The organism is Leuconostoc sp. BM2, from assembly GCF_002095565.1.
Classification (GTDB): domain Bacteria; phylum Bacillota; class Bacilli; order Lactobacillales; family Lactobacillaceae; genus Leuconostoc; species Leuconostoc falkenbergense.
The window spans coordinates 156,570-174,378 of record NZ_MOWQ01000001.1; the positions used below are offsets into that span (position 1 = coordinate 156,570).

16 protein-coding genes are annotated in these 17,809 nt (G+C 40.1%); 2 read left to right on the forward strand and 14 right to left on the reverse strand.

Going from position 1 to position 17,809, the window contains the following annotated elements:
* Position 1: 1 nt before the first annotated feature.
* The 10 genes from BMG01_RS00830 to BMG01_RS00875 form a co-directional block, all read right to left on the reverse strand.
* Positions 2-304 (reverse strand): hypothetical protein, encoded by a 303-nt coding sequence (locus BMG01_RS00830; protein ID WP_004915431.1) that lies wholly within the window; start codon positions 302-304, stop codon positions 2-4.
* Positions 301-1,068 (reverse strand): YibE/F family protein, encoded by a 768-nt coding sequence (locus tag BMG01_RS00835; RefSeq protein WP_004915435.1) that lies wholly within the window; start codon positions 1,066-1,068, stop codon positions 301-303. The genes BMG01_RS00830 and BMG01_RS00835 overlap by 4 nt, the downstream gene beginning before the upstream one ends.
* Positions 1,065-2,150: a YibE/F family protein gene (locus BMG01_RS00840; protein ID WP_004915438.1), complete on the reverse strand. Its 1,086-nt coding sequence runs from the start codon at positions 2,148-2,150 to the stop codon at positions 1,065-1,067. Before BMG01_RS00840 ends, BMG01_RS00835 begins: the two co-directional genes overlap by 4 nt.
* Positions 2,147-3,067 carry a primosomal protein DnaI gene (gene dnaI / locus BMG01_RS00845; RefSeq protein ID WP_004915441.1) on the reverse strand — a complete coding sequence of 307 codons (921 nt, stop codon included), beginning with the start codon at positions 3,065-3,067 and terminating at the stop codon, positions 2,147-2,149. The genes BMG01_RS00840 and dnaI overlap by 4 nt, the downstream gene beginning before the upstream one ends.
* Position 3,068: 1 nt before the next feature.
* Positions 3,069-4,376 (reverse strand): DnaD domain protein, encoded by a 1,308-nt coding sequence (locus tag BMG01_RS00850; RefSeq protein WP_004915443.1) that lies wholly within the window; start codon positions 4,374-4,376, stop codon positions 3,069-3,071.
* A complete protein-coding gene (coaE, locus tag BMG01_RS00855) occupies positions 4,360-4,980 on the reverse strand; it encodes a dephospho-CoA kinase (RefSeq protein WP_004915446.1) in 621 nt (206 codons plus the stop codon). Before coaE ends, BMG01_RS00850 begins: the two co-directional genes overlap by 17 nt.
* 23 nt (positions 4,981-5,003) lie before the next feature.
* Positions 5,004-5,837, reverse strand: a complete 834-nt coding sequence (gene mutM / locus BMG01_RS00860; RefSeq protein WP_004915449.1) for a bifunctional DNA-formamidopyrimidine glycosylase/DNA-(apurinic or apyrimidinic site) lyase — start codon at positions 5,835-5,837, stop codon at positions 5,004-5,006.
* 158 nt (positions 5,838-5,995) lie between these two features.
* Positions 5,996-7,291, reverse strand: coding sequence for a DEAD/DEAH box helicase (locus BMG01_RS00865; RefSeq protein ID WP_004915453.1), 1,296 nt, complete (start codon positions 7,289-7,291; stop codon positions 5,996-5,998).
* 1 nt (position 7,292) lies between these two features.
* The gene (locus BMG01_RS00870) at positions 7,293-8,297 is read right to left on the reverse strand and encodes a Gfo/Idh/MocA family protein (RefSeq protein WP_004915456.1); all 1,005 of its coding nucleotides are present in this window, start codon (positions 8,295-8,297) and stop codon (positions 7,293-7,295) included.
* Positions 8,294-9,031, reverse strand: coding sequence for a GH25 family lysozyme (locus BMG01_RS00875; RefSeq protein WP_036067728.1), 738 nt, complete (start codon positions 9,029-9,031; stop codon positions 8,294-8,296). The genes BMG01_RS00870 and BMG01_RS00875 overlap by 4 nt, the downstream gene beginning before the upstream one ends.
* A gap of 143 nt (positions 9,032-9,174) precedes the next feature.
* Here BMG01_RS00875 and BMG01_RS00880 point away from each other — a divergent pair, with 143 nt between their 5' ends.
* Both BMG01_RS00880 and BMG01_RS00885 read left to right on the forward strand, forming a co-directional pair.
* Complete coding sequence (locus tag BMG01_RS00880) at positions 9,175-10,404, forward strand: aminopeptidase (RefSeq protein ID WP_004915461.1); 1,230 nt, start codon at positions 9,175-9,177, stop codon at positions 10,402-10,404.
* 24 nt (positions 10,405-10,428) lie between these two features.
* On the forward strand, positions 10,429-10,815 hold the full coding sequence (locus BMG01_RS00885; protein ID WP_004915464.1) for a hypothetical protein: 387 nt from the start codon (positions 10,429-10,431) through the stop codon (positions 10,813-10,815).
* A 139-nt stretch (positions 10,816-10,954) separates the two neighbouring features.
* On the opposite strand, the gene alsS is transcribed toward BMG01_RS00885, so the two are convergent.
* From alsS to BMG01_RS00905, 4 genes are all read right to left on the reverse strand, one after another.
* Positions 10,955-12,640: an acetolactate synthase AlsS gene (gene alsS / locus BMG01_RS00890; protein WP_004915467.1), complete on the reverse strand. Its 1,686-nt coding sequence runs from the start codon at positions 12,638-12,640 to the stop codon at positions 10,955-10,957.
* 185 nt (positions 12,641-12,825) lie between these two features.
* Positions 12,826-14,145, reverse strand: coding sequence for a GTPase ObgE (gene obgE, locus BMG01_RS00895; RefSeq protein WP_004915468.1), 1,320 nt, complete (start codon positions 14,143-14,145; stop codon positions 12,826-12,828).
* 108 nt (positions 14,146-14,253) lie between these two features.
* Entirely contained in the window at positions 14,254-16,053 is a 1,800-nt protein-coding gene (gene uvrC, locus BMG01_RS00900; RefSeq protein ID WP_004915471.1) for an excinuclease ABC subunit UvrC, read from the reverse strand.
* A 98-nt stretch (positions 16,054-16,151) separates the two neighbouring features.
* Complete coding sequence (locus BMG01_RS00905) at positions 16,152-17,768, reverse strand: CTP synthase (RefSeq protein ID WP_004915474.1); 1,617 nt, start codon at positions 17,766-17,768, stop codon at positions 16,152-16,154.
* Positions 17,769-17,809 lie beyond the last annotated feature (41 nt).

Sequence of the window (17,809 nt, forward strand, 5' to 3'; positions counted from 1 at the left end):
ACTAACCAACACGATTTTCTAACAAAATAGCTTGTAAATCTTGCTCTATCTCAGGTGTTTTAACCCATTCTTCCCAGCCATCATACTCTAACGGTAATAATTGATAATGGGCATTAATATAAGCAGTGACTTTTTCAACATTGGTTGATTTTGGAATATTCATTTTCAAAATGCGAACTTCTTTAATATAACCATGTTCTGCCGCATATTCTGCCCGTCCATTTTGCGAAATATTCCCTAATTCAAAATAAACGGACCCATCATTTCGCGTGATTTGTTCAATTAAATCAAATGTTTCGTTCACTTTATACCTACCTTTTTATGTTTCACAAACTGTCTCACAACCAACCAGCTAGCCACCCAAATACTGAGTAAAATACCTAACATTCCTAAAAGCATGGTCACAACTTCCATCATGAGAACTTTGGCATTCACAAACATTGCTAACGAATATTTTAATCGAATAAACCAAATTAGCAATGGCAGATTAGCCCCCAACACCCCAAAAAATAGTGTATTGATAGCAGTACCTAGAATTTGCCCACCAATGATACGCGAATGTGCATACAAACTATTACTGGTCATATCTGGCGTTCTGTCAATAACCTCATTCAAATCAGCAATAATCGCCATTGCTGCTTCTGCTACGGCGCCTAATAGTGAAATAACCATCACAACCATCGCCACATGACTAAATGACAAACCAACATTGAGCGATAGCCCTTCTAATTCTTCTGAATTTTCGGTTGAAAAACCTTGAAACTGACCAAAATGTTGTGCCACAACAGCAATAACCATCAGAATAGCTACTACAATGAGACTTGTTTGAAAAGCTGTATTCGCAACCGCTTGGTTATCCGATCCCAAATAAATCGCAATCGCTAAAATGACAATACTGACAACAGCAGTCACAACGTAGGGATTAAACTGCCAGTTAATCAAAATCATTAAAATAAAAATAACAATAAAATTAATCAACAATCCAAAAAACACTTTGAGACCTTGATTACCGCCAACAAAAATCATTAAAATAAACAGTATTAAAACCAATAATCCAATTGCGTTCATGATTTCACCACCTGTTGATGTTTAACAATTAAAGCAACTAGCGCACTCGTTACCGGAACTGCAATCACAATACCAATACCAGAAACAACCGTTTGTAAAATACCTAGATTCATAATTTGATCCAAAATATATGGCCAATTATTGCCATTGCGCAACATTAGAAAGACCATTGGCATGGTTTCAGCAATAAAAATCATGAACAACACGTTGACTAACGTTCCCATAATATCACGGCCAACATTCATGCCAGCGTGCCAATAATCTTTGAAATGATGAGCAATTTTTTCACGTCGCATGCCAAACAGCGCTGCCACAATATCAGCTGATTCATCCATAACAGCACCCAAAACACCAATGATAGTTTGTGCAATAAACAACGTCGTTGGTACTTGCGTCACATAAGACATTGTTTCAAAATGGACGCCTTCATTGGCTGTTACCTTCAATGACACTAACATTAATATCATCGCTAATAACGTTGCCAATAATGTCGACGCCAAAGTTACGACCATTTGCAGGGTTCTGCCAAGCACCAGTGCTAAACTCGAAAAAGCCACTAGCACGGCCAAAATAACGAAAATTAATAGCACATTAGCATTTTTAACATTAATATCAATTACTAAAGCGAGAACAAATAAAATAATATTGATAATTAAACTTGATAGCAACCAACTTGTTGCACGCCATTTAACATACAGCAATAACAACGAAACTAACAAAACCAGTAACACACCGATTGTTGCATCACGTTTTAGCGATAAAATTCTGAGCTTACCCGTACCATCAAGCAATAACTGATCACCGACATGATAACGATGCGTAACGGTTTGTGAGTCAGCGTATTGGTTTGACAATGTCACTGTTTTATTGCGATTCAATAGCTTGATCGTTAACCGTTGCGAATATATTTTGTCAGTATTACCATGCTCGTCAGTTGTTTTTTGAGTTAATCGTGCAGTCTCATGGACAACCTGACCAACAGGTTGTTGATAAATAATAGCATCATGACGCAATAATACCCACGTCAAAACTAATGCACCAAGCACGAACCAATATTTTTTTGTCTTTTGAAAGAAAATCAAATGTCTAACCGCCGATTTTTACCCGTCATCTGAACAGGCTTTGCTAAATATTTTATACGCTGCATGAGTCGTGCTGCTTTGACTGGCTCAACACCATCTTTTGTCTGTGCTAAATAGCTTTCCAAGCCAACCATATCAAAATTAGAAGTAAAGAACGTGGTTAATTCATTTTGCATACGATACTCTAGGATAATGCCAAGGATGGCATCACGGCTCCATGATGTCAATGTGTCAGCCCCGATGTCATCTAAGATTAAATTAGAAACCGTTTTTGCCTTAGTTAGTAATTCGTCAAGTGATGCGTCCTTGTGGTCAAAAGTCCCTTTTAAATCACTGATAAACGACGGAAAATGCAGTAGCATGACCTCTATATTATTGGCAGCAAGCGCATTGGCTAACGCCCCCATCAGGTAAGTTTTCCCAATACCAAAATCACCAGATAAATACAGCCCTTGGATAAAATCTGTCTTCCCACTAATCTTTTGTGACAAGATATCCACAACTTCAGCCAATGCTGTCATGCGACCATTATCTTGAATAAGTGTCTGTAAGTCAGCATCTTGAATCGCCTTAGGCATCTTGTATGCAGTTAGCTTGCGCCGTTGCATCAATTGTTGCCGCGTGTTTTCATCAGCAACATAATGCACTAATGGATAGCCTTTTTCAATTGTTAACTGTGGATAATAGCCGGGATATAGCGTTTTTTCCCCAGCCGCTATTTTGTTTTTTTGCTGAATAAACTCATATAAGTCACCCATTTTGAGTTGGAAAGCATCGGCTTTCAAATCATTTTGATGGGCATCCCAAAAAGTTCGAATATCATCATCTTGACCGATAGATTCGATTATTTCAGCTAGATTCGCTTTGTTAGCATATTGCTTTTGAAATTGTTGCAGGACTTCTGATAGATTTTGCATATTAGTTTTTCGTCTTTATATTTTTTAACTTGGCCAAAGCTGCTGCTACATCTTGTTCTGACTTCTGTGGTGTTGTGGTTTCAGAGCCAGTCGCTAATTTAGGTTCAATACGTTTGTTTTGACGTTTTGTCGCACGTGGATTATTTGTTTTAACAGCAGGCTGATATTTGTCAATCGCATCAAGTGCATTCTCCGCTGAATCAACTTTTAATTGCAGCCATGAATTGGCGATTGTTTCAGCTGTGTCAACATTCACCGTATCACGATTGCGTTTGACCAATTCATACCAAACAAGCATGTTCACAACTTCAGCTTTTAAACGAATATCTCTAATCATCTTGTTGATGAAATAATATTCGTTTCTCGTCACAAAACCGCCACCTTTTTTAAACTTAATATCCTCAATGAAGGCATTAGGGGCTAATGTTTGAGCGTCTCGAATCAATTGCAACATTTCTTGAGAACGTTTTGTTGTGGTAGCAACCGCATGAGCGGTGTTGATGTCGGTCATGTCTGGCTTTTTGGCTGCACGACGTGAATGTAGCATTTCTTGTAGTCGTCGTTCATCTAAATCCTGCGTATCCAGTGTCATGGCTTGCGTCACGTAACCAGCCAATGTCGTTTCATTTAAGCCATAGATAACATGAATAGCTACAATAAAATCATGATGCTTCGCTAATTGCGACACCGTCGTACCACGCACCAATTGGGCAAAGCCATCAAAATCAAAGGTGTCTTTTGCTTCCGGTAATGTTGGCGTTTCTGAAGCCGGCATGCTAGGCAACACGCTATTTGTCGTTGGCTTAAATACCTGTAAGAAATGCGCCGAAATATTATCACCTTTGATAACAGATTGCCCATGATGACCATATCGCTCCTGTAAAGTCACAAAGCGATCTTCACCAACGAATTTAAAAAGTAACCCTGCTAACAGTTGTTCCTGAAAGAATGCGGTTGCATCCAGTGGTGGAAACATTTGATAGGTGTAGATTTCACCCAAGCTATCTTCAATAAAATAGGTCTTGATGAGACCGACTGCCTCTAAACGACGTCTCACTTTAACAAAATCGGGCAAACTCATATTTAGACTATCTAGTACAAAATTATGATCTTCACGATGACTTAATTGTGTATTGTACGGCACCTCATTTACTAATAGATGGTACAAAGCATACCCTGTTGCACCAATAAACGGTGTATACAGATTAAAGGCCCGATCTAAATCAGATAAAGTAACTGGTGCTTGTGATTGAACAAAAACACCTGCTTTGGCATGAAATTCAATTTTTCCATCAGTTGGTGTTGTCATTGGCAGCGATTTCCTTTAAATTTTCTATCAAAGCGGTCACTTGCTGTTTCAGTGATTGCTGATCTTTATTATTGTCGATTACAAAATCAGCTCGAGCTACTTTATCTGTTAACGGCAACTGTGAGTGAACGCGATTACGCGCTTGTAAATCAGATAGCTGGTTACGTAGTTTCAATCGTTCCAGCTGAGTTGACTCATCAGTTGTAACCACAATAATTTTATCTATTTTACCATCTTTTTCATAATGTCTTTCAAACAACAATGGTACATCCAAAATTAAAATTGGCACCTGTTGCATGCGCCAAAAGTTAATTTTATCTGCCATTGCTCGGCTAATAGCTGGTTGCATAATGTCATTTAAACGCGCTAGCTCTTGGCTATTTGAAAAAACGATATCACCCAATCGACGGCGATTTAGGACACCGTTATCAATGACGCTTGGTCCAAAAGCTAATTTAATTTTTTCAAGTGTTGGTGTGCCTGGCTCAACAACTTCTCGAGCAACCACATCTGCATCAACAATTGGTAGACCTGCATCTCGCAGCATACCACTCACCGTTGATTTGCCTGTTGCAATCCCACCTGTTAATCCTACTAAAAGCATGCGCATACCCCTTAATTACCAAATCAATCAAATTTCACCTGACAGAATGGGCAAAACGTTGTACCTCGTTGGCCAACTTTTATTTTTACCATTGGTGTTCCACAACGTAGACATGGTTCACCTACTCGCCCGTATGCCTCTAACTCATTTTGAAATTTACCAACTTCACCAAATACGTTGCTAAAACTGTGAACAGTCGTACCATGATGTTTGATTGCCCGTGCTATTTCCGCAATAATATTGGTGCGCAATATCGCTAACTGTAACTTGGACAATTGATTGGTTGGCGTTTCTGGGTGAATTTTGCTCTGCCACAATACCTCATCTGCATAAATATTACCAATACCAGCTATTTGATTTTGATCTAATAAAAAGGTTTTGATGGGTTTTTTTGACTTTGAAAAGGCATTAATCATATATGGCAATGTCAAATCAGTTTCAGTAGGTTCTGGCCCTAATTTTGCCAGTGATGGTGAAACGAGACTTTCATGCCCAGTAGTAGCGAGTACCATACGTCCAAACCGGCGCGTGTCATTGTAAAATAAAGCACGATCATCTGCAAGTTCAAATATAATTTCTGTATGTTTATAAGGTGTAGTACCAATCGGTTCAACAGAATATTGCCCCTCCATTCTTAGATGGGAGACAATTGTGTGTTGATTAGACAACCGCAACAACAAATATTTGCCGCGTCGGTCAATTTTCGTAAAAGTCGCTTGCATGACACCCGTAACGAACGCCTGTGAATCGCCGGTAATTACCTTTGGATAAGGCACATTCACAGCAGTTACTGTCGTGCCAATGATCAATTTTTCTAGTCCGCGTCGGACTGTTTCAACTTCTGGTAGTTCTGGCATGTTGTCCTCTTACAATTATTATGACAATATTTTCAATTCGTACTAACTATCATTTTGGCTAGTAACCAATACAAATCATCTGATTACATTTTAACACAATGGTGCATAACCCTTCAGTCAAAAACTTTTGACGTCAAAAAAAGACCAGCACTGAATTGCTAGTCACGCTTTTTAGCCCATTTAGGCTTACCCTTATTTTTTGAATGTTTGGCCCGTTTCTTTTTTCGTTCAGGCAAATCATTTTTTGTTTCCACTTTAACAGGTGAGTGTTTTTTTGATGGTGATGGCGTTATACTTGGCTTTTGCGTACTATCACTATCCACTTTTGATGGCGCAATGTTTGCCTGTTGCTTCTTAACAACTATATTTGTAGATGGTTCAAATGTATTGTCAGCTTTGACCAACGTAAACTTATCACCAAGCTCACGCTTTAAGTTACGAATATCATGATCATTACCTAAGTTCAAAACCCTACCATTTTTACCCATACGACCAGTTCGACCAGTTCGATGAACATAAGTTTTTAAGCGTTCAGGCAACTGTGCATTGACCACTAATGGCAAATTATCAATGTCAAGGCCTCGTGCAGCAACGTCTGTGACTAGTAAGAGTGCCACTTCACCCTTTTTAAACAGTCTCAATGCGTCTGCACGTTGCACTTGGCGTTTGTCATTACTGCCGATGCTCATAACACTGACATGTGCATGACGCAGCGTCGCTTGCATTGACACGAGTGCACTGATTGTATTAAAGAAAACTAGCGCTTGTTGATTGTGACGAGCTAATTGAATTAATATTTTTTCTTTAGCACGTTGGTCGACGTATTGAAATTCATGTTTGATGTTCGCGGGTGCGTCAGTTCCAACCGAAATTGGGTGTACTTTTTGATTAAATACAGTGTTCACGTACTGCAAATCTGCACCAGAAGTAGCTGAAAATAACCCCAGCTGCAAATTTGTTGGTAACTGATCGGCTAACGCTTCTAAACTGGCATGCCGTTCTTCGGTCAACATCGCATCAGCCTCATCAAATATGACAGCCTTTATATTGTCTAATTTTAATACCCCACCTTCGAGCATTGTCAGCACACGTCCAAGTGTCCCTACAACAATTTGTGGTTTATCTTTTTTGAGTTTTTCAGCTTGTCGACGCCCATTGGCGCCGCCAATAAGGCTGGCGACACTCACCCCAACTAAAGTGCCCCACTCCCGCGCAACCTGCGTTGTTTGCATGGCTAATTCTTGACTAGGTGCTAAAATTAAAACTTGCGTTCGCTTTAAATTAGCGTCAACTTGAGATAACATTGGCAACACGAAAGCTAATGTTTTCCCCGTCCCCGTTGGGGCCAATCCAAAAATAGAATCACCATCGATTAAACGTTGCCAAACAGCATTTTGAATGGGGGTTGGTTGCTCAAAAACAGCATTAAATTTTTCTAAAAGTTCTGGTCTCATATTAGTCCTTTATATCAGCAGGAAATACAATACCAGCTGATTGTCGTAAATCAAATAATGTTTGGTTCACCTGCTTAGCAAGCTGCCACCATTGTTGATAACGGACGTGTTCATTTAAGGGATCAGTAATGACTCGTGCAAAATCTGATGCTTCAGCGACCATCGGATTACTCGTCCCTGCCACCCCGATGTTATCTGCATTACCTTCGCCATCATGATAAGTTATGGTGTTGAGTTCTGCAATATTATTTGTTGCAATCGTCTCTTTCAAACCATAGATTTCGCTCGATAGATAGGAATTAGCATTTTTTCCAAAGATAACTGTTACATTAAATTGGTCATAGAATAGGTTAGCAGTCCCTCGTCCATCCGCACCATTGTTTAAAAGTGTTGGCAAATATTGTACCGCCCTTGGTGCGCCAAACAAAGCAATCGCCGCATATATAGGGTAAACGCCCAAATCATATAATGCACCACCACTAAATTCACGTGTCAAAACATTGGGTTCTTTGCCCTCCAAATAAGCATCATAACGTGAGGAATACTTCTGATAAACAAATGTTGCGCCTTGAACTTGTGGCAATTCAATCACAGCCTGTTGCATCAGCTTAAAGTTTGATTGATGAACATGCCGTGCGGCTTCAAAAACACGTACATTTTCATGTCGCGTCAATAGCTCTTCAATTATCGCAAATTCCGTTGGATTGCTAAATGATGGCTTCTCCACAATTACATGCACATCTGAGGCAATCGCTACCTTAGCTTGTTCAAAGTGCAGCGCATTAGGAGACGCAATATACACCACATCAATGTCTGTGTATAAATCACTCAAAGTGGTGACCACCGTTACATTATCAGTGTCAGTGTCAAGATCAGCCAAAAAAGTGTTTCCTTTTTCTTCGGTACGTGAATACACTGTTGTCAGCGTATAGCTACCTGTTTGTATTGCTGCCTCAACAAACATTTTTGAAATCCAGTTAGTGCCAATAATACCTAATTTAATCATTTGTATGCCTCGAATTGTTTCTTTGTGCCATTGAATACCGACGTTGGCATCTTAACCGCTTTCAAGCCCGAACCAATTGTACGATCCTCATCATATTGTATAAATTGATTCTCTGCTGCCTTATTATCGGTATTGTCTTCAATTAACCAGTATTTTGTATCTTTAATTGTGTCAGCAAGTTGCTTTTGTACCGCAGGCGTCGTATAAATTACAATATCATGATTATAGTGCGAATAAAGTGTCTGAATGAGCGACGCTAAACGCTGTGCATCAGTTGCCGTTGAAATTTGGTCATCTGGTACCTGAATTGCGATTGGTAACTCACCAATCTGATTTCCAACATTATCAATGAAATATTGCGCCTGCACGGCGGCCGTTGTGTTTGAACTATATACTTGGATTGCCCCGACTTTCAGATTAGCAGATTTAGCACGCGTATAGCTACTTTTATAGCCATCATCAGCGAAAGAATTGCCTGAAGTAGCACGCAAATAAGCAAAATCAATCCCGTTATTAGCTAAATTTTTAAAGTCAACATACCCAGACGTCTGATTAATCGCCACACCTTGTACAGCAAAACCAGTTGGTGTCACATCCGTATTAACAATGACTGGCTTAGCAAATACCCAGATCACAAAAGAACCCACAATACCCACAGTAATGAGTAACCATGTGGTAAAAGTCAGTGATTTTTTAGTTTTATAAGATGCTACTTTTTTCGTCGAATTATCCATAATCACTATTATACAAGAAAAAACGCTACTGCGCTGATTAAGCTGTTCATTTATATCATACGATTTCTATGAAAAAAGCTTGTAAATAATGATTATTCATGGGAAAATGAGCAGATACACTAACTTTTATTCAGGAGAATATCATGTCATTAGAAACGCAACTCAACAAGTACGCTGAACTCATTGTCAAAAAAGGCGTCAATGTGCAGCCTGGTCAAACAATTATTTTGTATGCTGCCGTTGATGAAGCCTACTTCGCTCGTAAAATCGTGGCCGCTGCTTATGAAGCTGGTGCTCGTGAAGTTGTGATGGAATGGTCCGACCAAACAATTGCAAAAGCTTTTCTTGACCATGCACCAGAGGATCGTTTAACAACCGTACCTAACTATACGATTGCCAAAGCCAATGAATTGATGGATCAATACGCTTCACGTATTTCACTGGTGTCACAAGATCCTGATGGTTTGGCAGGTGTTGATGCTGATCGACTTCACATGCTAACAAAAGCCAATCAAAAAGCTTTGGTACGTGTCCGTGAGGCAACCATGAAAGATGACATTTCATGGTTGGTAGTTGCCGCTGCTGGACAAGCGTGGGCGGAAAAAGTTTTCCCTGACCTTAAGGGTGAAGAAGCAGTTAATCGTCTGTGGGCTGAAATTTTGAAAGACGTTCGCGTTGATGATGAAACGGACGCTATCACTAACTGGGACGCGCACATTGAAACATTGAAAAACAAAGCCGATTGGTTGAACAGTCAGAACTTTAGAGAATTACGTTATCATAATGCTAAGTCAGACTTTACCATCGGTTTGGCAACAGGTCATATTTGGGAGGCAGCTTTTTCATACGATAAGGCTGGTAACATATTTATTCCGAACATGCCAACCGAGGAGGTCTTCACATCACCTGACAACCGTAATATTCAAGGTCATGTGGCAGCAACATTACCACTTTCATATCAAGGTAACTTGATTGAAGATATCGAATTAGATTTTGAAAATGGTCGTATTGTAAAAGCTTCTGCCTCAAAGGGTTTGCCTGTTTTGCAGAAGCTAATTGATACAGATGAAGGCGCAAAATCATTGGGTGAAGTCTCACTCGTACCTGATCCTTCACCTATTGCCCAAGGTGGTGTGTTATTCTACAACACGTTGTTTGATGAAAATGCTTCTGATCACTTGGCAATTGGCGCTGCCTATGCTTCAAACATCGCTGGCGGTAAAACAGATCAACCAGAAGATTTGGCAAAACGTGGCTGGAATATTTCAGATGTTCATGTTGACTTTATGGTCGGTTCAGCTGATATGTCAATTGATGGCATCACACAAGATGGTCAAACTGTACCTGTCTTTAGAAATGGTGATTGGGCATAACATGTCTTTGGGAGAGCTTTCAAGATGATCAATAATTTATTAGACAAATGGGATGGTGGTCGTTCGGTAAAAGAGCGACTCTATGACTTATTTTTCATTGCGATCATCGCTGTCATTGGTCATCTTGATTTTTGGCATACGAGTCCCAAGACAAGTATGGCAACAGCCATTACGATTATTGTGTCAACAGTGATTGCGCTGCTCTATCTGTTGCAATTACCCCGCCTGAAAAATAATTCAGATATTCCTTATAAGTTAACGTTTTTCTTTTATGTCATTTATGTCATTAGTACATTTATTTTGACCAGTACGTTGACACGTGATGTATTGTCGTTGGGCTACTGGCCACGTTTAGCAACTTTTGTCATTATTGAAGCAATCATGATGACACGTGTCATGCATGATCATTAAAAAGCAAGTTACCGTTGGTAACTTGCTTTTTTGATGAGAAAAATTGTGATAATGGGTGGATAAATAAACAGACAAAAAAGCCCGAAAATGCTGTGTACCTCGAAAATTGAAGACACATCAAAAACGCGCTTTTCTATGTTTAACCCTCAGACTCAATCAATTGTGAACCAAGTTCATAGTTGTGCGAATAGTCTACGGGAATATCAACTACCACAGGGCCTTCCGTAGCGAAAGCCTCGTCTAAGATTTTATCCAACTGATCAGGTGTTGTGACACGCAAACCTTTAGCACCAAAGCTTTCAGCATATTTTACAATGTCAATATTGCCAAATGTAACACCGGCAGACTCACCGTTGTATTTCATTTCTTCTTGGAACTTAACCATGTCATAATGCGCGTTATCATTCCAAACAATGTGAACAGTGTTCAATTGTAAACGAACCGCTGTTTCTAACTCCATAGCTGAGAAGAAGAAACCACCATCCCCTGAAACCGAGACAGATTTTGCATTTGGCCGAACCATAGCAGCAGTCAAAGACCATGGCAAACCAACGCCAAGCGTCTGCATACCGTTAGAAATTAAGAAGTGACGTGCCACGTATGACTTAAAATGACGTGCCATCCAAATATAGTGTGATCCAATATCTGTTGAGACTGTCATATCATCTGTAACATGTGCTTGGATTGACTTAATAACATTAAGTGGATGGTTCAAGTTACCTTCAGCAGGTGTGTAAGATGGTTCGTCAGAAGCACGCAAATCATCTTTTAATGCTTTCAAGACATTTTGACTTTCAGCAGGGACTTGATAACCATTGATACGCTCTGCCAACAAATCCAAACTCTGTGCTAAATCACCAATTAATTGACGTTTTGGTACAAAATTGTTGTCAATTTGAACATGTGTCGTGTCTAGCGCAACAATATTCAAATTATTTTCCTTATTCCAATTTCGTGGCTCGTATTCAATGGCATCATAACCCAATGTCACCACTAAATCTGCTTGTTGCAAAAGCTTGTCACCTGTTTGGTTACGGAATAATCCAATACGACCAAAGAAAGTTTCAGGTTCAAGGTCTCGAGAGATAACCCCTGCACCTTGGAACGTTTCAACAACTGGTAACGTCGTTTGTTCAAGTAAATGATGCAAAGCCGTCACCGTAGCATCATCAGATCCGCGCGCACCAACCAACAAAACAGGTAGCTTAGCCTGTTTGATTTGTTCTGCCAACCAATCGAGGTCAGCAATCGCTGCGGCACCTTGTTGCGCCTCAGGAACTTGTGGCAATGCAGAAATTGATACCGGTGCATCATCAACATCTTGTGGTAATGACACAAAAGCTGCACCCTTTTTGGCACCATTAGCCGCCGCAAAAGCATTAGCAATGATTTCTGAAATATTATTAGGATCTTGAATTTCTGAACTATAATGGGTGATAGCGTTAAAGAGTGATACTGAATTCGTTGACTGGTGTGTCAAACGATACAAATCACGGCGTGGTACTTGACCACCAATAGCAACAACTGAATCACTTTCAGCATTAGCTGTCATCAAACCGGTTGCTAAGTTACCAACACCTGGTCCAGAAGTCGCAATCACAACGCCTGTTTTTCCTGTGATACGTGAAAATGCTTGTGCCATAAAGGCGGCATTTTGTTCGTGACGCGTCACGATTAACTTAGGTACTTTTTGACCAGCTTTGGGATGCTCAAGTGTTTCAAATAAACGATCAATTTTTGCACCTGGAATACCAAAAACAAGATCAACACCATGATTAACTAGACTGTCTGTGACAATATCTGAACCATATTTTTGTTCTGTCATGTAAAGTTTGCCTCTTCTTGATTTAATAATGTTATCATAGCACTTTTCACATGAGTTTTGTACTGGTTAATTGTGAAGTTTGTTTTAATATCAATGATACATAATTCAAAAACTCAACATTTTTAAAGATTGTGAATTATTTCTCAACAAAAAAAGCTTGCCTCATCAGGCAAGCTTAATCACTTTTAATCACTAAATTCAAAAACAAATTCAGAATTATTAATGCGCACATCATCACCATCTTTGGCACCCGCTTCGCGTAATCGATCATCAACACCCATATGACGTAATTGACGAGCAAAGCGCATGATAGTTGCATCTCGTTGAATATTGGTCATTAAGAACAACTTCTCAATTTCCGCCCCACTTAACAACCAACGCTCCTCATCTTCAACCCATTCAACAGTAAAGTTGTGTGTTTCAGGTGTAAAGGTGTACGTTTTCTCAGTCACTTCGTTTTCCACTACTGGACGATAACTTTCTGGCGCAGGCGCGGTGGCCAACATATCAGCTGTCAAACGCATTAAGTCTTTTACACCATCTCGTGTAATTGAAGAAATCGGCATTATCGTTGGTACAGTTGGCAAACCTGAATCAGCTTCAACTTCTGATGTGAATTTTGACAAATTTTCGTTTGAATCAGGCATATCCATCTTAGTGGGCACCACAATTTGTGGGCGATTTAAAATCGTCTCATCATATTGTTGCAACTCATCTAAAATTTTGCGATATTGGGTATAAGGATCAGTTCCTTCAATACCTGACATATCAACTAAATGCAAGATTACCTTAGTTCGCTCAACATGTCGTAAAAATTGAAAGCCTAAACCAACGCCTTGCGCAGCACCCTCAATCAAACCTGGCAAGTCCGCCATAACAAAATCACGGTCATCATCCAAACGCACCATACCAATATTAGGTGATAAAGTAGTAAAGTGATAAGCAGCTACTTTGGGTTTCGCATTTGATACAACAGACAATAGCGTTGATTTTCCTGCAGAAGGGAAACCAACTAGGCCTACATCAGCTAAGACTTTCAACTCTAATTTGAGATTGCGAATTTCACCTGGTTCACCATTTTCGGACAACTCTGGTGCAGGATTAGCAGGCGTAGCAAAATGAATGTTTCCACGACCGCCACGACCACCTTTAGCTACAACGAGTTCTTGCCCATTTTCTAGCAAATCAGCTAATACTTCACCCGTGTCAGCGTCGCTAACTGTTGTGCCTTGTGGCACTTTAATATAACGGTCATCAGCAGATGCCCCAGTCATACCTTTTGTACCACCATTACCGCCAGGCTGTGCCTTAAAATGACGGTTGTATCGGAAGTCCATTAATGTCCGCAGACCTTCGTCTACTTTAAAAATGATTGACCCACCGTGACCGCCGTCACCACCGAAAGGTCCTCCCATTGCTACGAACTTTTCGTGACGGAATGACACGATACCGTCGCCACCTTTTCCGGCTTTTACTTCAATTTGTGCTTGATCTACGAATGCCATAAAATTGTCATGGCGTTGACCTCAAGTCAGTCGCCACTTTTCTCCTTGTCTGCACACCCTGTGTGCTTGCGTATGTTAAACACTCTAGTTTACCATAAAAGCGTAAAATTAGCTACGCTCCCCTGCATTCAGGGACAGGTGAATAACCCGCGCTAGTTTTTCGTTAATGCCAATCGCTGCCAATTCATCAATGCTTGCCGCCGTGATTTTTGGTAATGACCCAAATTCACGCAATAATTTTTGGCGTGTCTTGGGCCCTACGCCTTGAATTGTGTCGAGTCGAGAAGCTAACGAATGCTTACTCCGTAATTGGCGATGAAAACTAATGGCAAAACGGTGAACTTCTTCTTGTACACGTTGAATTAAGAAAAATCCCTCAGATTGTTTGTCTAATGTCACAATTTGTTCTGTGTGACCATCAATTAAATCAGCCGTCTTGTGTTTATCATTTTTGACCATTGCAGCAATTGGGACATTTGTAAGGCCAAGTTCGTCGATCAATACCTCTTTAGCTGCATGTAGCTGAATCTCACCACCATCCATTAAAATCAAATCAGGTAAATCACCACCCTCTTTGAGCACACGACTGTAACGTCGACGGATTACTTCCTGCGTTTCAGCCCATTCATCAGCGTGATGAGTAGACTGAATTTTGTACTTGCGGTAGAGATCCTTGTTTGGGACGCCATCATCGAAAACAACCATCGCACTGACAATCTCGACCCCTTGCGTATGAGAATGGTCAAATGCTTCAATCCGATGTCCCATCGGGATATGCAACGCGTCGGTGATTTCTTTCATAGCACCAGTTGTTTTTCGTTCATTTAATTGCATCAAACGGAATTTTTCTTCTAAGACGATTTGCGCATTTTTGGCGGCCAAATCAAGTAAATCCCGTTTTTCACCACGCACTGGTATTCGAACTGGTACGTTCAATATTTCGGAAAGCGCCTTGGTATCGATGCCCTTTGGCACCAATACTTCTCGTGGCTTCTGAATATTTTTTTGTGCATAAAACTGCTGTATGAAGCTCGTAACCTCTTCATCAGCCTCGCCAACAATAGCAAAGGTTCGTTTAAATTGGCGAATTAGGCGGGCTTGGCGCAAGAAAAAGACTTCAACCGTCATCCAGCCCTTATCCAAATAATAATTGAATAAATCTCGTGGTGTGGTATCGCGTGATAATACCCGTTGGCTTTCAACTGTTTCATCAATATATTTCAACTGATCACGCAAATCCGCTGCATGTTCAAATTCCAGCGATGACGCTGCTTTTTGCATCTTTTCGGTGATTATTTTTCTCACTGCCTTAGTGTCGCCATCTAGAAAATGCTTGATACGTGTGATTTGTTGATCATATTCAGTTTTAGGCACTTCATGCCAACATGGTCCCAAACACTGCCCCATATTGTAATACAAACAAGGCCGCCCTTGAAACCCATTACAGCGACGTAAAGGATAGTTTTTCTCTAAAAATCGTAATGTTTCCTGCGCTGCATAAACGTTTGGATATGGCCCAAAATAAAAACCACCGTCTTTTTTAACTTCGTTGACTAACGCCATTTTAGGATCACGTTCTTTGGTGATTTTGATGTAAGGATATCCCGTACCGTATTTGAGCCGAATATTATAGTAAGGTTTGTACTTTTTAATCAATTCATTTTCAATTAAAAAGGCTTCCTTATCAGAATTAGTCACAATAAAATCAAAATCAACAATATTGGCAACCAATTCAGCTGTCTTGCCATCGTGATCTTGTTTAAAGTATGATCTTACTCGGTTTTTGAGATTTTTTGCCTTGCCGACATAAATAATTTTACCGTTAGCATCTTTCATTTGATAAGAGCCCGGTTCAGCCGGTAGCAAGGTTAATTTTTGTTCAATATGTTGTGATGGATTTGCTAACATAGTTTCATTATACCAGTCATGTCACGTACTGCTATAAAAACGGTCATGACAAGCGATTAAAAATCCTACCATTATAGATGATAGGATTTTGAGAATAATTATTTTTGATGCGCCAAGGAAGCTGCCAAAAAATCATGGTAAAGACCTTCTGGACGATCAGGACGTGATAAGAATTCAGGATGGTATTGCGCTGCAACGAAGAAGTCATTTTTAGGATATTCGATTACTTCCATCAAACGATCATCCGGTGAAGTTGCCGCAAAGACCATACCAGCTTTTTCAAATTCATCACGGAATTTGGTGTTAAATTCATAACGGTGACGATGACGTTCTTCCACTTCTGGCTTATTACCATAAGCTTTTGCTGTCAATGTGTCGTGCAACAACATAGCTGGATACAAACCTAATCGTAGTGTACCACCACGATTTTCAACATTTTCTTGATCTTTCATCAAATCAATAATTGGTGCTGATGTCTCTGGATTTAGTTCAGTTGAGTTGGCATCTTTGTAACCCAAAACATTTCTCGCAAATTCAACTGATGCTAACTGCATGCCCAAGCACACACCTAAGAATGGTGTATTATTTTCACGGGCATAACGAATCGCTTCAATTTTGCCTTCTGTACCACGTGCGCCAAATCCACCTGGTACAATCACACCATCTGCGTCTTGCAATAAATCGTTAACATTATCAGCAGTGACCGTTTCTGACTTAATGTGATTGATGTTAACTTCTGCTTCTTGCGAGTAACCAGCATGTTTCAAAGCTTCATTGACTGAAATGTAAGCATCTGGCAAGTCCGTGTATTTACCAACTAAGGTAATGTTAACTGCTTTCTTAGGATGCTTAATTGATTCAACCATTGTTGACCAAGCTGTCATATCAGCTTGTGGTGCGTCAATTTGCAACTTATTCAAAACCACATCATCCATGCCTTGTGCTTGCAAATTCAATGGAATTTCGTAAAGAGTTTCAACATCTCGTGATTCAATAACAGCGTCAGCTTTAACATCAGTGAAGGTTGATATCTTACGTTTGAGTCCTTCTTCTAAGGGTTCTGATGTACGTAAGACAATCATGTCAGGCTGGATGCCCAATGAACGCAATTGTGCAACCGAATGCTGCGTTGGTTTTGTTTTGGCTTCACCAGCTGCAGTCAAGTAAACAATCAAACTGGTATGAATATAAAAGACGTTTTCGTTGCCAAGATCAGACTTCATTTGACGTAACGCTTCAATGAATGGCAAGCTTTCAATATCACCAACCGTACCACCGACTTCGACAATAACGACATCCGCATCAGTCGATTCAGCAGCTTTCTTCATTTTGTCTTTGATAGCATCTGTGATATGTGGAATAACTTGAACTGTTCCACCGTCATAGTCACCACGACGTTCCTTAGCCAAAACTTCAGAATAAATACGACCCGTTGTCACGTTAGAATACATGTTAGTATTGATATCCATGAAACGCTCATAATGACCCATATCAAGATCTGTTTCCAGACCATCCCCTGTCACAAAAGTTTCACCATGTTGATAAGGTGACATCGTTCCGGGATCAATGTTGATATATGGATCTAGTTTTTGAATCGCTAACTTGAGCCCGCGATTTTTCAGCAAACGACCTAAAGATGCAGCCACAATTCCTTTACCAAGCGATGACACAACGCCGCCGGTAACGAAAATATACTTCACTTGTTTATCTGCCATGATGCCTCCTCATGATTCCATCTGCGTTTACAACCACAGAA

Bases quoted from the DNA above. Each gene is read 5' to 3' on its own strand.
- BMG01_RS00905 (WP_004915474.1), bottom strand. From the start codon at position 17,768: ATGGCAGATAAACAAGTGAAGTATATTTTCGTTACCGGCGGCGTTGTG.
- dnaI (WP_004915441.1), bottom strand. From the start codon at position 3,067: ATGCAAAATCTATCAGAAGTCCTGCAACAATTTCAAAAGCAATATGCT.
- BMG01_RS00880 (WP_004915461.1), top strand. From the start codon at position 9,175: ATGTCATTAGAAACGCAACTCAACAAGTACGCTGAACTCATTGTCAAA.
- BMG01_RS00850 (WP_004915443.1), bottom strand. From the start codon at position 4,376: ATGACAACACCAACTGATGGAAAAATTGAATTTCATGCCAAAGCAGGT.
- BMG01_RS00885 (WP_004915464.1), top strand. From the start codon at position 10,429: ATGATCAATAATTTATTAGACAAATGGGATGGTGGTCGTTCGGTAAAA.
- BMG01_RS00875 (WP_036067728.1), bottom strand. From the start codon at position 9,031: ATGGATAATTCGACGAAAAAAGTAGCATCTTATAAAACTAAAAAATCA.
- alsS (WP_004915467.1), bottom strand. From the start codon at position 12,640: ATGACAGAACAAAAATATGGTTCAGATATTGTCACAGACAGTCTAGTT.
- obgE (WP_004915468.1), bottom strand. From the start codon at position 14,145: ATGGCATTCGTAGATCAAGCACAAATTGAAGTAAAAGCCGGAAAAGGT.
- coaE (WP_004915446.1), bottom strand. From the start codon at position 4,980: ATGCTTTTAGTAGGATTAACAGGTGGGATTGCAACAGGCAAATCAACG.
- mutM (WP_004915449.1), bottom strand. From the start codon at position 5,837: ATGCCAGAACTACCAGAAGTTGAAACAGTCCGACGCGGACTAGAAAAA.
- uvrC (WP_004915471.1), bottom strand. From the start codon at position 16,053: ATGTTAGCAAATCCATCACAACATATTGAACAAAAATTAACCTTGCTA.
- BMG01_RS00835 (WP_004915435.1), bottom strand. From the start codon at position 1,068: ATGAACGCAATTGGATTATTGGTTTTAATACTGTTTATTTTAATGATT.
- BMG01_RS00870 (WP_004915456.1), bottom strand. From the start codon at position 8,297: ATGATTAAATTAGGTATTATTGGCACTAACTGGATTTCAAAAATGTTT.
- BMG01_RS00865 (WP_004915453.1), bottom strand. From the start codon at position 7,291: ATGAGACCAGAACTTTTAGAAAAATTTAATGCTGTTTTTGAGCAACCA.